The 14,042-nt window shown below is 37.1% G+C and carries 13 protein-coding genes and 1 pseudogene; 10 read left to right on the top strand and 4 right to left on the bottom strand.

Annotated features, from left to right (window positions below; translation table 11 throughout):
- Positions 1-90: 90 nt before the first annotated feature.
- A complete protein-coding gene (locus ACSVDH_RS16820; protein WP_439251413.1) occupies positions 91-606 on the top strand; it encodes a DUF3189 family protein in 516 nt (171 codons plus the stop codon).
- Between the two features lie 52 nt (positions 607-658).
- Here ACSVDH_RS16820 and dat read toward each other — a convergent pair whose 3' ends face one another.
- On the bottom strand, positions 659-1,525 hold the full coding sequence (dat, locus tag ACSVDH_RS16815; RefSeq protein ID WP_439251412.1) for a D-amino-acid transaminase: 867 nt from the start codon (positions 1,523-1,525) through the stop codon (positions 659-661).
- A 363-nt stretch (positions 1,526-1,888) separates the two neighbouring features.
- Here dat and phoD point away from each other — a divergent pair, with 363 nt between their 5' ends.
- The 7 genes and pseudogenes from phoD to ACSVDH_RS16780 all read left to right on the top strand — a co-directional run bounded on the left by phoD (position 1,889) and on the right by ACSVDH_RS16780 (position 8,446).
- Complete coding sequence (phoD, locus tag ACSVDH_RS16810; protein ID WP_439251411.1) at positions 1,889-3,643, top strand: alkaline phosphatase PhoD; 1,755 nt, start codon at positions 1,889-1,891, stop codon at positions 3,641-3,643.
- 41 nt (positions 3,644-3,684) lie between these two features.
- A complete protein-coding gene (locus tag ACSVDH_RS16805) occupies positions 3,685-3,903 on the top strand; it encodes a twin-arginine translocase TatA/TatE family subunit (RefSeq protein WP_299089985.1) in 219 nt (72 codons plus the stop codon).
- Between the two features lie 150 nt (positions 3,904-4,053).
- Complete coding sequence (locus ACSVDH_RS16800) at positions 4,054-4,467, top strand: GNAT family N-acetyltransferase (RefSeq protein WP_439251410.1); 414 nt, start codon at positions 4,054-4,056, stop codon at positions 4,465-4,467.
- A 90-nt stretch (positions 4,468-4,557) separates the two neighbouring features.
- Positions 4,558-5,083 (top strand): annotated as a pseudogene (locus tag ACSVDH_RS16795) (methyl-accepting chemotaxis protein); the annotation flags it as partial.
- Between the two features lie 326 nt (positions 5,084-5,409).
- On the top strand, positions 5,410-5,661 hold the full coding sequence (locus ACSVDH_RS16790; protein WP_299090051.1) for a DUF3892 domain-containing protein: 252 nt from the start codon (positions 5,410-5,412) through the stop codon (positions 5,659-5,661).
- Between the two features lie 284 nt (positions 5,662-5,945).
- Positions 5,946-6,830, top strand: a complete 885-nt coding sequence (locus ACSVDH_RS16785; RefSeq protein ID WP_439251409.1) for an AraC family transcriptional regulator — start codon at positions 5,946-5,948, stop codon at positions 6,828-6,830.
- 113 nt (positions 6,831-6,943) lie between these two features.
- Entirely contained in the window at positions 6,944-8,446 is a 1,503-nt protein-coding gene (locus tag ACSVDH_RS16780) for an alpha-glucosidase/alpha-galactosidase (protein WP_439251408.1), read from the top strand.
- Between the two features lie 147 nt (positions 8,447-8,593).
- Here the strand turns inward: ACSVDH_RS16780 and glsA are convergent, their stop codons facing one another.
- Both glsA and ndk read right to left on the bottom strand, forming a co-directional pair.
- Entirely contained in the window at positions 8,594-9,523 is a 930-nt protein-coding gene (glsA, locus tag ACSVDH_RS16775; protein ID WP_439251407.1) for a glutaminase A, read from the bottom strand.
- 115 nt (positions 9,524-9,638) lie between these two features.
- Positions 9,639-10,094 carry a nucleoside-diphosphate kinase gene (gene ndk / locus ACSVDH_RS16770; RefSeq protein ID WP_439251406.1) on the bottom strand — a complete coding sequence of 152 codons (456 nt, stop codon included), beginning with the start codon at positions 10,092-10,094 and terminating at the stop codon, positions 9,639-9,641.
- Positions 10,095-10,333: 239 nt separating this feature from the next.
- Between ndk and ACSVDH_RS16765 the strand changes: the two genes are divergently transcribed.
- Positions 10,334-11,320, top strand: a complete 987-nt coding sequence (locus ACSVDH_RS16765; protein ID WP_439251405.1) for a ring-cleaving dioxygenase — start codon at positions 10,334-10,336, stop codon at positions 11,318-11,320.
- Between the two features lie 99 nt (positions 11,321-11,419).
- On the opposite strand, the gene gdhA is transcribed toward ACSVDH_RS16765, so the two are convergent.
- Positions 11,420-12,802 (bottom strand): NADP-specific glutamate dehydrogenase, encoded by a 1,383-nt coding sequence (gene gdhA, locus ACSVDH_RS16760; protein WP_439251404.1) that lies wholly within the window; start codon positions 12,800-12,802, stop codon positions 11,420-11,422.
- 171 nt (positions 12,803-12,973) lie between these two features.
- On the opposite strand from gdhA, the gene gltC reads away from it, so the two are divergent.
- Entirely contained in the window at positions 12,974-13,891 is a 918-nt protein-coding gene (gene gltC / locus ACSVDH_RS16755) for a glutamate biosynthesis transcriptional regulator GltC (RefSeq protein WP_439251403.1), read from the top strand.
- Positions 13,892-14,042: the final 151 nt, after the last annotated feature.

Here is a 14,042-nt window from a genome sequence, read left to right as displayed (position 1 = left end):
GATGATAAAAAAGGAACCAAATTCTTAATTTCTTGGAAACTCGCTTTATCCTTTTTAAATAAAGATGATCATAAAATGGAGGAACCGGTAATGATTTATATTTATCATGATTTTGGTGGTACTCATACGACAGCACTTGCTGCTGCATACCATTTAAACATTTTAAAACCATCAACAAGAACACTAACAAAAGAAGAAATTTTAGCGGTTCCATTCTTTAATAAATTAACCAAACAAGATTCCGGTAAAATTATTTTTCATGGAATAGATGATGAAGGCCATTCAGTCTATACGATTGGAAGAAGATCTTCAAAATTGGTTGTACCAGCATTAAAAGATTTATGTCAAATCCTGCAAAATAAATATCCTTTTGATGAGAAAATTATTTTTTCAAACACATCTCCTACCGTTCCTTTTGCAATGACAATGGGAGGGTTTTTTTCAAGGGGGTTAAAAATCGATTTTATCGGTGTCCCGTTACTTGTAAAGGGTGCTCAACAATGTTGTGATAATATTTACCAGTTGGTTAAAGCAACAAAAAAAATAGCCAAAGAGACAACTGATCAGCAATTTATTATCCTTGAGAATCAAGCCTATAAAGCATAAAAGTTGAATAAAGAAAAAATCCGGTCCTTTATGATGAACCGGAAGAGAGATGTTATTGTGCTTTTGTAGGTACAGAACAACATTCAGCAACCTTTTCTTTGAAGTATCTTTGCAGCTGTTTTGTTATTGTTCCAGGAGTGCCGTTACCAATCTTACTCTTATCGATTTCGATGATTGGCATAATTTCTGTTGTTGTTCCAGTTAAAAAAACTTCATCTGCTTGAAGCAATTCTTCAATAGTAAACGTTTCTTCTTTTATTTCAATATTATATTGTCTGCATATTTCAAGCATGACTTTACGCGTAATCCCATTTAAAATTAAATTCGTTGCAGGATGCGTTTTTATGATTCCATCTACTACAATGGAAACATTTGATGAGCTTCCCTCTGTCACAACTCCGTTCCGATGTTGAATCGCTTCAAGGCAGCCTGCTTCAGAGGCCTTTTGCTTTGCTAGTAAATTAGGAAGTAAATTTAAGCTTTTAATATCACAACGAAGCCAGCGAATATCTTCTACTGAAATAGCTGATACACCTTTCTCCATTGCTGCAGTCGGGCGCTGCATTTCTCGTGTATAAGCAATAAATACTGGAACTGTATCAGCACTTGGGAATAGATGATTTCGTTGTGAAACACCCCGCGTAACCTGAAGATAAATAATTCCAGAACTAAGCTGATTAACTCGGATAAGCTCATTGAGCTGTGTTTTTATCTCAATTATGGAGAAAGGGAGTTTCATTCCAATACTTTCAGCACTTTCCATCAGTCTTTGCAAATGTTCATCTCCCGTAAATAAATGGCCGTTATACACCCTGATGACCTCGTAAACACCATCTCCAAATTGGTAGCCGCGATCTTCAATATCAACCTTTATTTTTGCTCGTTCGCTTAATTTCCCGTTATAAATTATTTTTTCCACGTTTCTAACTCCCTTCATCTAAGTAGTAAGCTATTTTAATGTAGCACGGATTTCATTCAGATGGAATGTGAATCAACAAAATTTCCCTGTTTTTGTTATCTTTGTATAAAGAAAATGTAAAAAAATATAGGAAGGAAAGTCTGGAAATTGTTGAGGAATTTGTCACAATTTATATAATCGTGCCTTGAAAAAGTTTACTATTTATAGAAAAATAGATTTTCTACTATAAAAGTCTTGTTACATTTCGCTTATTTTTATTGAAAGCAACAAGCATGACTCTTAACAATTCTTTATAAATCCTTAATAAATCCGCTCTATAATGTATCTCGAATCAAAGTTTTATTGAGAGAGGGGAAAATAAGGATGACGGAAAGACCTATTGATGAATTGATTAAGAGATTGAATTTGGACAGTTTGGAAAAGAAGGAGTTTAATCGCCGTAACTTTTTACAAGGGGCAGGAAAAATTGCCGGTCTCTCACTAGGATTAACGATTGCCAATTCGATTGGATTAGGTGATACAAAAGTTAGTGCTGCTCCAAAATTTAAAAACTATCCTTTTACACTTGGTGTAGCTTCCGGTGACCCGCTTTCAGATAGCGTTGTTTTGTGGACAAGACTAGCTCCAGACCCACTTAATGGCGGAGGGATGTCTGACGAATCAGTACGTGTTAAATGGGAAATTGCAAAAGATGAGGATTTTCGTAAAATTGTAAAAGAAGGAACAGAAATTGCAAGACCAGAACTTGCCCACTCTGTTCATGTCGAAGTTGATGGACTTAATCCGAATAAAGTCTACTATTACCGTTTTAAAGCAGGAAACGAACTTAGCCCTGTAGGCAGAACAAAAACATTACCAGAAGCTGGTGCTAATGTTAAAAGCATGTCATTTGCATTTGCTTCTTGTCAGCAATATGAGCATGGATACTATACAGCGTATGAGCATATGGCAAAAGAAGATCTCGACCTTGTTTTCCATTTAGGAGACTACATTTATGAGTATGGTCCAAACGAATATGTTTCTGGAACAGGAAATGTTCGTACTCATAGCGGCCCGGAGATTATTACTCTTGAAGACTATCGAAATCGTCACGCACAATACCGTTCAGATGCAAATCTTAAAGCTGCCCATGCCGCATTTCCTTGGGTTGTAACATGGGATGACCATGAAGTTGAAAACAACTACGCGAATATCATTCCTGAAAAAGGGCAGTCTGTTGAAGCATTTATAAAACGCCGTGCAGCAGCATATCAAGCCTATTACGAGCATATGCCGCTACGCAGATCCTCGTTGCCAAATGGTGCGGATATGCAATTATATCGTGATTTCTCATACGGCGATTTAGTATCATTTAATGTATTAGATACACGCCAATACCGTGATGATCAGGCAAATGGAGACGGTAACAAAGCACCTTCACCGGAATCTACGGACCCTAATCGTACTCTTCTAGGAAAAGAACAGGAAGATTGGCTGCTGCGCAACCTAGGCGGTTCGAAGTCTCACTGGAATGTACTTGCACAGCAGATTTTCTTCGCAAAATGGAATTTTGGGACAAGCACTGCGCCAATTTATAGCATGGATTCCTGGGATGGCTATCCGGCTGCACGCCAGCGAATTGTTGATTTCGTAACCAGCAAGAACATGAATAACCTAATCGTCATTACAGGTGATGTTCATGCAAGCTGGGCTTCGAACCTATTATCAGATTTTAACAATCAAAATTCTAAGAAAATTGGTGCAGAGTTTGTCGGAACTTCCATCACATCTGGCGGAAACGGATCTGATGAAAGAGCAGATACAGATCATATTTTAGGTGAAAACCCACATATTAAATTTTTCAATAATTATCGCGGCTATGTCCGCTGTACAGTTACACCGGATAAGTGGCAAGCTGATTATAGAGTTATTCCATTTGTTACAGAACCGGGTGCCGCTATTTCAACAAGAGCTTCATTTGTTTATGAAAAAGATGGCTTGGGCTTGAAAAAAGTAGAAGCAAATGAGGTTCCATATGGCGTGAAAAAATCTAATGAAGTCGAGGAAGACCGAAATCGTGCACATGGTCGTGCTCATGAAAAGCAAAAGGGTAAAAATCGTGAAAAAGTGATGAATTAATCTATTATAGGAAAGATCATTAATAATTTGGGAGTGTCAGGATGATTTCAAATATTGGAATTCCAGGCTTAATTCTCGTTCTTGTCATCGCGTTGATTATTTTCGGTCCTTCTAAGCTTCCTGAAATTGGCCGAGCCTTTGGACGTACTTTAACAGAGTTTAAGAGTGCGACAAAAGGTTTAGTAGCAGATGAAAAAGATGAGAAAGAAAAGCATGAACAAACTTCAATTGAGAAAAAACAACATAAATCTGTTATTTAACCAAATAGGCGGGAGAATCCCGTCTATTTTTGTTATAAAAAAGAATGAAACTTTTCCTAATTTTTCATTGAATTTTTATTCATTATGATGTATAAATAAAGATATATATTTGACATTTGAATTTGAAATCTTTTTTTAAAGGTGATTATAATGAATTTTTTCATATCAGATAAACTTCCTACATTTGAGCAATTTGCGAACCTTCATGAAGCAAGCGGCTTAATAAAGAGCAAAAAAGGAAATTATACGAGAGAACAGCTTTATCAAGCAGCGAATAATAGCTGGTATCATATTTCGATTTATGATCAAGATCAGCTTATCGCCTTTGGTCGGATGATTTCTGACGGTATTTACCAAGCACTAATCTGTGATGTCATGGTGGATCCTACATATCAAAAACAAGGACTTGGCAAACAGATCGTTGAAGAGCTTATAACGAAATGCAAAAACTGTGGGATCCATTCAATTCAGCTTTTTTCTGCAAAAGGCAAACAGCATTTTTATAAAAAATTGGGATTTGAGGAAAGGGAACTAGATGCACCGGGAATGTCTCTTATATTATAAACTGCTCAGTGGAAAATAAAATTCTGCTGAGTTTTTTATATCCCTCAAAACGGTGGTCGATAACATAAAAAATTATATTTACATATTAATATTACAGGAATATCTGACCAAACAAACCTGCTTGCATTAAATGCTGCAATTGAAGCAGCCAGAGCAGGAGAAGCTGGTAAAGGAATTGCAGTTGTTGCGGATGAAGTAAGAAAACTGGCAGAACAATCACACTTTCAGCACAGCAAATTTCCAAGCTAATTCAAGACATTCAATATGATATCGAAAAGACGATTAAGAAAATGCTGAAGGCTACGGAAGATGTTCATGGTGGACTGACCATTTCTAAAAAAGCGATTCAAAAATTTGAGGATATTTTAGCAGGTATGAACGAAATTACCCCTCAAATGGAGTCCGTTTCAGCAACGGCACAACAGATGTCCGCTTCTGTACAAGAGGTTGGAGCTACAGCTAATGAAATTGCTGATTTTGCACAAAGAAATGCTGCAACCTCGCTGCATCGACAGAAGAGCAATCAGCCTCTATGGAAGAAATTGCTTCCTCTGCAAAGTCCTTATCTAAAATGGCTGAAGAATTGCAGGATGTGATGAAACAATATAAATACTAGTTGAAAAAAGGGTGACACTTTAGGTTGTTGCCCTTTTTTAGATTTGCTATTTAAAGATCATTGTTGATTCGGCAACATGATGTTGGAGAGGATATCCGAGACTCCTGAGGTTGGCAATGGGACAAGAGGGAGCTAAGCAGACAAAAGCGCTGAGGAGAGTCCTGGACCACAAGTGGAAAGCGAGCGAAGGTAGTTCAAAGCTTTTTATTTTTCTATTAAGAATAATACGAACTGTTTGAGGAAATACAAATAATGAGGTGATATCTTTGGATCGTTTCGAGCAGGCTTATAATCAGTATCGAAATCAAACAGATGCAAATGAAGTGATGGAAGAAAACGAAAACAGTAGTAGACCAAACCAAGAAAAAATCGTTGCTGTCAGAAAAAACGATGATGGCGATTTAATTGCTTTTCAAACAGAATCAGGAAGAGAGTTAGATTATTTAGAAGCTTTAGAAGAAGCGAAAGCAGGAAAACTTGCTCATGTCGATGTCTTTCATAAATATGGTCGAGATATCTTGCGAAGTGAGCCAGATGGAATTCGCGAAAATAATTTGGATCAGCTGCCTGAGTTTTAACGTTCTAAGCAATTTTTTTAGCAATTCATAGCATTTGGATTGCTATTTTTTTATGTAAAATCATCTATATAGATGAAAAAAGGGTACTTAGCTGTCAGACACCGTCCAAATCTATGGCCACACTTTTTTGAGGAGTGGAAACTGGTTTCGAGCACTCTTAAATCGGACCGTCCAAGTAAATTTAAGCTGTTCTTCATCTTGCACCAGCAAATTTAAAAATTTATAATTATTCCAATCTACTTATCTGCTTAAAAGCAATTTTTTTGGAGGCTGCTATGCACACTATGAGTTTATACCAACGTGATTTAGTATTGAATGATTATCATCCTAAGGTTTTTGCATATTATTTTAAAACGTGGGAAAAGCATGATATGGCCTTTCATACTCATAAAGAGGTAGAAATCATGTATGTAATTGATGGGACATGTACAGTTGTTGCTGAGAAAAAGTCAGTCGCAATGAAAAAAGGTGACTTTATTTTACTAGATTCCAATATTCCTCATCGGTTAATAGTTGACCAACAATCTCCCTGTCGCATGCTGAACATCGAATTTTCGTTTATAAAGAAGACAGGTTGTTTTCCATCAATTAAAGATTTAGCTAATCAAAACAAAAAATTCGCTACTTTTTTATCACTGAATCGTCCGTATATTGTGTTGAAGGATACAAATGAAATTTATCATACATTAAAAAATTTAGTTTTAGAATTAGACAAAAAGGAATCAGATAAAGACATCATGATCCAGCTTCATTTGGCTCAACTTTTCATGCAATTAGCAAGAATTACTGCTGAAGAAATGAAAGAAACGCATACACATTACCAAGCAAATGTATACGTAAATAAAACGATCAAATATCTCCATCACAACTACGACTGTGATATTCAAGTAAAAGATGTTGGTCAAGCTGTAAATCTTCATCCAGGATACCTTCATCGAATTTTCAAACAACAAACCGGCTCTACCATTATGGAATACTTAACCTCCCTTCGAATGGAAAAAGCAAAAATGCTTTTGGCAGATACAGAGATACCAGTTACTGAAATTTGTTTTTATATAGGCATTAACAGTCGTCAATATTTTAGTGCTCTTTTCAAAAAGCATACAAATCAAACACCCCTTGAATACAGAAGAGCTTTCGAACAAAATATTGCGAAATTTAGAAGTTGATTCATTTAAAAGTTAGGATTTTATACATACCTTTCATTAAATAAGTTATTAAATTGAAAACGTTTACTACCTGAAGGTGTTACAATGACATAAAAAAAGGAGAGTTGAATAAAATGTCATTTAAAATCGCATTTATTGGGGCAGGTAGTATTGGTTTTACAAGAGGACTTTTACGGGATCTGCTTTCTGTACCAGAATTTCAACACATAGACGTCGCGTTTACAGATATTAATGCTCAAAATTTAGAGATGGTTACACAGCTATGTCAACGAGATATCGATGAAAATGGACTAGATATTAACATTTATTCTACATTAAATCGAAGAGAAGCGTTAAGAGATGCAAGATATATTTTTTCTGTTGTCCGTATAGGTGGACTTGAAGCTTTTCAGCATGATGTTGATATTCCACTCAAATACGGCGTTGATCAATGTGTAGGAGATACACTTTGTGCAGGAGGGATTATGTACGGACAACGCGGAATTCCTGAAATGCTCTCGATTTGTAAAGATATCCGGGAAGTAGCAGAACCTGATTGTTTGTTGTTGAATTATGCAAATCCGATGGCCATGTTGACATGGGCATGTAATAAATATGGCGGTGTAAGAACAATAGGCTTATGTCATGGCGTGCAAGGCGGACATAGACAAATTGCGAATGCATTTGGTTTAAAAAAGGAAGAGGTTGACATAATTTGTGCAGGAATTAATCATCAGACCTGGTACATTAGCGTTAAGCATAACGGCGAAGATCTTACCGGGAAAATGTTAGAGGCATTTGAAAACCATCCTGAATTTTCGAAAACTGAAAAGGTAAGAATTGATATGCTAAGAAGGTTTGGCTACTATAGTACAGAATCAAACGGGCACTTAAGTGAATATGTACCATGGTACCGTAAGCGTCCAGAAGAAATAAATGATTGGATTGATCTTGGAAGCTGGATCAATGGGGAAACAGGCGGTTATTTACGAGTCTGTACAGAAGGAAGGAACTGGTTTCAAACAGACTTTCCAAATTGGTTAAAAGAACCAGCGATGGAATACAAGCAAGAAAATCGCGGGGAAGAACATGGCTCTTATATAGTTGAAGCATTAGAAACCGGACGTGTATACAGAGGCCATTTTAATGTTGTTAATAATGGCGTTATTTCAAATCTTCCGATTGACGCGATTATCGAAGCACCTGGATATGTGGATCGTAATGGGATCAATATGCCGCATGTAGGTGAGTTACCACTAGGATGTGCAGCTGTCTGTAATGTTAGCATTTCCGTACAGCGACTTGCCGTTGAGGCAGCAGTAAATGGAGACGATGTTCTTCTTCGTCAAGCAATGATGATGGATCCGCTCGTTGGTGCTGTTTGCAATCCAAAGGAAATTTGGCAAATGACTGATGAAATGTTAGTTGCACAAGAACAATGGCTTCCTCAATATAAGCAAGCAATTGCCGAAGCAAAAGAAAGACTATCAACAGGGACCCTACTCCCAACAAAAGATTATCATGGTGCAGCCCGCCTTAAGGTAAAATCGGTAGAAGAAATGGCCCAAAACAAAGAGGCTGCACGGAAAAACGCCGGGGAATCTGACAAAGCTAAAGAACGCCCTGCGATGAAATAGCTGAAGAAAAAACATAGCAAAAAAGAAATATTGGCCCTTAAAGGGGCTTTTTTTATATCAAGAAGCAACCGGTCATTCACAGGTTGCTCTGTACCAATTCATATCATGGACAAGAATGTTTGAAATAACAACTTATACAGCTGATCGTTAAAACATACTCAACTTATATGTTTTAGACAACAATTCTAATAATCTTATCCCTGCAATGCTGTTTCCTTTTTCATCTAGAGCAGGTCCAAATATTCCTATGCCAAATTTCCCTGGAACAGACCCCATAATTCCGCCTGAAACACCGCTTTTTGCAGGTATTCCGATTTTTATCGCAAATTCTCCTGAAGCATTATACATTCCACATGTCACCATAAAAGTTTTGCAAATTCGTGCTACATCAATTGGGATGATTTGTCTGCCGCTCTGAGGGTCACGTCCATCCATTGCAAACACCAAACCAATACGAGCTAAATTTAAGCAATTCATTTCAATCGAGCATTGTTTTGTGTATAAATCGATCAGCTCCTCAACATGTTCATCAATGATCTGATGCTGTTTTAAAAAAAAGCATAAAGCCCGATTCAAATAAGCTGTCTCAAATTCAGAACTGGCTACTTCCTCACACAAATTAATCGTTTTATCATTTGCCAACTCGTGAATAAAAGATAAAAGCCGGTGAAATCTATCTTCAACAGATGTCCCTTTGATCATATGGGTCACAACAAGTGCACCAGCATTGATCATTGGATTCAATGGCTTTCCTGGTGCCATCGTTTCTAATTTTGCAATTGAATTGAATGGATCTCCTGTTGGTTCCATTCCTACACGTTCAAAAACATACCCCCGGCCTCTATCCATTAAAACGAGCGCCAGGCTAATGACTTTAGAAACACTTTGAAGAGTAAACTTTTTTTGAACATCACCAGCAGATATACATTCACCATCAGGAAAGTGAATCGCAATTGATAAATCATTAGGATTTGCCTTCCCAAGAGCAGGAATGTAGTCTGCAACTTTCCCTTTTGCAGTGCATTCTTTTGCACTTATGACCATCGTATTTAATTCTTTATTTGATCGACATGGCATTTTCATCACCTGTTATTAGTATGAATCAAAAAAAGTTACTTATGTCTATGAAGGATAATAAAAAAAGTCCTTCGTTGTGGAACAACAAAAGACTTAGTTTTACTATTAAACTTGATTAACCAGATTTTCGCTCGCCATAATGATTGTCATCTGAACGGACATCCAGCAGGTCAAAGAAGTTAGCGATTTCTCTTTCAGCACTTAAGAGTGAATCAGATCCATGGACAACATTTTCCGCTTTTGAATTTGCGAAATCACCGCGAATTGTGCCGGGAACTGCTTCTGAAGGACTTGTTTTGCCTATCATCATTCGGGATACTTCAATAATATTTTCCCCTTCCCAAACCATGGCAAAAACTGGGCCAGATGTAATAAAATCAACCAGTTCTCCAAAAAACGGCTTTTCTTGATGCTCCATGTAATGCTCTTCTGCTTTTGCCCGATCGATCGTCATTAGTTCGGCGTTTAATAAAGTGAATCCCTTCTGTTCAAAGCGTTTAACAATCTCTCCAATTAAACCGCGCTTGACACCATCAGGTTTTACCATAATAAACGTACGTTGTAATGTCATATTGATATCACCCTCTGCAAAATAGTTAGCCATCTTACTAATGGCATTCGTACTATATAGTATGCCAAATTTTGCAAAACTTAAAACGATGCTACATATAAATCAAGTTGCATTCGAATCATAAGAAGCATATTGTTGACAGATAATCATAACTATGATAAATTTATTTTGAATTAAAGATATTTTAATTAAAAATAAAATACTAAAGAACCTTGATATATTTTATTGGAGGAATTCACATGAACGGATTAAAAGGAATCCATCACGTAACAGCAATTACAAGCAGCGCAGAAAAAAACTATGAATTTTTTACCTATGTATTAGGAATGCGTTTAGTTAAAAAGACAGTCAATCAAGATGATATTCAAACATATCATTTATTTTTTGCTGATGACAAAGGCAGTGCAGGTACAGATATGACGTTCTTCGACTTCCCTGGTATCCCTAAAGGTGTACACGGGACAAATGAAATTTTCAAAACCTCATTTCGTGTGCCAAATGACGCAGCAATAGAGTATTGGAAAAAGCGGTTTGATCGTTTAAAAGTGAAGCATACTGGCATAAAAGAACAATTTGGTAAAATGACTCTTTCTTTTGTGGATTTCGATGATCAGCAATATCAATTGATTTCAGATAAAAACAATCAAGGTGTTGCGGCAGGTACGCCATGGCAAAAAGGGCCGATTCCGCTAGAATATGCCATTACAGGATTAGGTCCGATTTTTATTCGTATCGCAAACTTTGACTATTTCAAAGAAATGATGGAAAAGGTGCTTCAATTTAACGAAATTGCCCAAGAAGGATCATTCCATTTATTTGAGGTAGGGGAAGGTGGAAACGGGGCACAGGTCATCGTCGAAAACAACCCGGTTCTTCCACAAGCCCAACAAGGCTTTGGTACAGTCCACCATGTAGCCTTTCGAGTGGAAGACCGTAAAGTGTTAGAGGAATGGATCAATCGTATGGAAAGATTCGGTTTTAATACATCCGGCTATGTAAATCGACACTTTTTTGAATCCTTATATGCGAGAGTCGCTCCGCAAATTCTATTCGAGTTTGCTACAGACGGCCCAGGATTTATGGGAGATGAGCCTTATGAAACACTTGGAGAAAAACTATCATTGCCTCCATTTTTAGAAGAAAAACGCGATCAAATTGAACGCTTAGTTCGCCCGATCGATACTGTAAGAAGCACTAAAGAATTTGTGAAAGAATATGAGGATTAATTATTAAATTAAGAAGGAAAAGAGTATAAACCATACTATACTAGTTGCGGTAGAGAGACTAGATTTAGTATGGTTTTATTTGTTTCATTCTACCTACTATTAGATAACCCCTTGAGCAACCATTGCGTCTGCTACTTTTACAAAGCCGGCAATATTTGCACCGACAACGAGGTTGCCTTGTGCACCATATTCTTCAGCTGCTTTCATGCTTTCACGATAGATGTTTTTCATGATTTCATGTAGTTTTGCATCAACTTCTTCAAATGTCCAAGCAAGTCTTGCACTATTTTGCGCCATTTCTAATGCAGAAACAGATACTCCGCCTGCATTCGCTGCTTTAGCAGGAGCAAAAAGCACATGATTGTTTAAGAATATTTCAACCGCTTCAAGAGTTGACGGCATATTTGCCCCTTCACCAATAGCGATGACACCGTTTGAAACTAAACGTTCTGCTGACTCCTTGTCAATTTCATTTTGAGTCGCACAAGGTAAAGCGATATCACATGGTATCGACCAAATTCCAGTAAACCCTTCCATGTAAACTGCTCCAGGATGCTCTTTTACATATTCACTTATTCTTTTGTTCTCTACTTCTTTTAGACGTTTTACAGTTGAAAGGTTAATGCCGTCTTTGTCGTAAACATATCCGTTCGAATCACTGCACGCAACAACTTTAGCACCTAATTGAATGGCTTTTTCAATAGCATAGATCGACACATTTCCAGAACCTGATACAACCACTGTACGATCTTTAAAGCTTAATCCTTTATCAGCCAGCATTTCTTCAACAAAATAAACGGTACCGTATCCAGTTGCTTCCTTACGTGCTAAACTTCCGCCATAACCTATGCCTTTACCTGTTAAAACGCCTGCTTCAAATCCGTTACGCATTTTTTTATATTGTCCAAACATATAGCCAATTTCTCTTGCTCCTACACCAATGTCACCCGCTGGAACATCGATATAAGGTCCAATATATTTGCTTAGCTCAGACATAAAACTTTGCGTAAAACGCATGATTTCTGCATCTGATTTTCCTTTAGGATCGAAGTCAGAACCCCCTTTTCCACCGCCGATTGGTTGACCGGTTAAAGAGTTTTTGAAAATTTGCTCAAAACCTAAAAATTTAATGATACTTGCATTAACGGATGGATGAAATCTAAGACCGCCCTTATATGGTCCGATTGCACTATTAAATTGAACGCGATAACCGCGGTTCACTTGTACATTTCCTTGATCATCAACCCATGGCACACGGAAAGAAATTAGCCTTTCTGGTTCTACAATTCTTTCCAATATCGCTTGCTTAATATATTGAGGATTTTTAGCAAGGACAGGAACTAACGAATCAAATACTTCCTTAACTGCTTGAAGAAACTCAGGTTCATTTGGATTTCGCTTTTTTACTTTTTCATATACTTGATTCACATAATTTTGGACATTGTTTACAAATGTTTTTTCTGCTTGTTCAATTGTTTTCATGTTATCATTCTCCCATGTGTCAGTCTCAAAAAAACATAAAACGAGGAAAGTCATCCGTTTTTGTTAGATTTATTGTTATGTTGTATTTTATAATTTAATAAATGATCGAATCAATATTAAGAATCGATAAAGTTAATGCGTTTTTCGCATGAATTGAAAAGGGGTAGCAAGATGGAAATTAGACAAATACGGTATTTTATGGAAGTGGCGATGCGTGAACATGTAACAGATGCGGCAGATGCCCTTCATGTTGCACAGTCCTCAGTGAGCAGACAAATATTTAATTTAGAGAGTGAATTGGGGGTAGATTTGTTTATCCGGGAAGGACGCAGGGTAAAATTAACCCCGATTGGAAAAATCTTTTTAGAGCGGATGCAACATGCAATGAATGTCATTGATGATGCGAGAAGAGAGGTAGAAGAGTATCTTGATCCTGAAAAGGGAACAATTCGCATTGCTTATCCGATTAGTTTGGCTGCGCATACAATGCCAACTGTCATTTATGCTTTTCGGATGCGTTATCCGGATGCTAAATTTCAACTAAAACAAGCTCTCTATCGTGACATTATTGATGGGGTTATAAAAGGTGACTTTAATCTTGCATTAATAGGTCCGCTGCCAATGGAAGAAAAAAAAATAGATAGGAAAATACTCTTTACAGAACATATTGTTGCACTTCTGCCAATTCATCATCCACTAGCAAAACGATCCTCTATAAAGCTTAGGGAACTTAAAGATGATCCCTTTGTGCTTTTGCCGGAAGGATTTGTGTTTCGTGATATCGTTGTCAATGCCTGCAATGAACTAGGATTTTCACCGCATGTAGCCTTTGAAGGTGATGATATCGATGCGTTAAAGGGATTGGTTTCAGCCGGACTTGGGGTAGCACTTATGCCTGAGGTCACATTGGTAGAAGCCATTCCAAGATCAACCGTGAAAATCCCTTTAACTGAGCCAAATGTTACCCGAACTGTTGGTGTTATCACACCAATCCACCGTTCATTGCTGCCAACAGAGAAATTATTTTATGATTTTCTCAATGAATTCTTTGTTAGATTAGATCACTTTAATAACTTGGAAAATTTCTAAGTAGTAATGGAAACGAATCGATTAAAATAATAAATAAAATGATTATTTTAGTAGAGTTTATTATAACTCATAAGTTGATTGGAACCAAGGAGGCTCCCAGACCACTCGCGAAAAGCGAACACTTGGAACGGATATCAATAGTTAAGTATAA

The sequence above is a fragment of the Metabacillus sp. Hm71 genome, from assembly GCF_051842955.2.
Classification (GTDB): domain Bacteria; phylum Bacillota; class Bacilli; order Bacillales; family Bacillaceae; genus Metabacillus.
The sequence above is the reverse complement of the archived record's forward strand: the minus strand, read 5'-3'. Positions and strand labels throughout refer to the sequence as shown.

Excerpts from the sequence above, each read along its gene's own strand:
- ACSVDH_RS16765 (WP_439251405.1), top strand. The coding sequence starts at position 10,334 with ATGAACGGATTAAAAGGAATCCATCACGTAACAGCAATTACAAGCAGC.
- gltC (WP_439251403.1), top strand. The coding sequence starts at position 12,974 with ATGGAAATTAGACAAATACGGTATTTTATGGAAGTGGCGATGCGTGAA.
- ACSVDH_RS16820 (WP_439251413.1), top strand. The coding sequence starts at position 91 with ATGATTTATATTTATCATGATTTTGGTGGTACTCATACGACAGCACTT.
- ACSVDH_RS16785 (WP_439251409.1), top strand. The coding sequence starts at position 5,946 with ATGAGTTTATACCAACGTGATTTAGTATTGAATGATTATCATCCTAAG.
- glsA (WP_439251407.1), bottom strand. The coding sequence starts at position 9,523 with ATGCCATGTCGATCAAATAAAGAATTAAATACGATGGTCATAAGTGCA.
- phoD (WP_439251411.1), top strand. The coding sequence starts at position 1,889 with ATGACGGAAAGACCTATTGATGAATTGATTAAGAGATTGAATTTGGAC.
- ACSVDH_RS16805 (WP_299089985.1), top strand. The coding sequence starts at position 3,685 with ATGATTTCAAATATTGGAATTCCAGGCTTAATTCTCGTTCTTGTCATC.
- ACSVDH_RS16800 (WP_439251410.1), top strand. The coding sequence starts at position 4,054 with ATGAATTTTTTCATATCAGATAAACTTCCTACATTTGAGCAATTTGCG.
- ACSVDH_RS16790 (WP_299090051.1), top strand. The coding sequence starts at position 5,410 with ATGGAAGAAAACGAAAACAGTAGTAGACCAAACCAAGAAAAAATCGTT.
- ACSVDH_RS16780 (WP_439251408.1), top strand. The coding sequence starts at position 6,944 with ATGTCATTTAAAATCGCATTTATTGGGGCAGGTAGTATTGGTTTTACA.
- ndk (WP_439251406.1), bottom strand. The coding sequence starts at position 10,094 with ATGACATTACAACGTACGTTTATTATGGTAAAACCTGATGGTGTCAAG.
- gdhA (WP_439251404.1), bottom strand. The coding sequence starts at position 12,802 with ATGAAAACAATTGAACAAGCAGAAAAAACATTTGTAAACAATGTCCAA.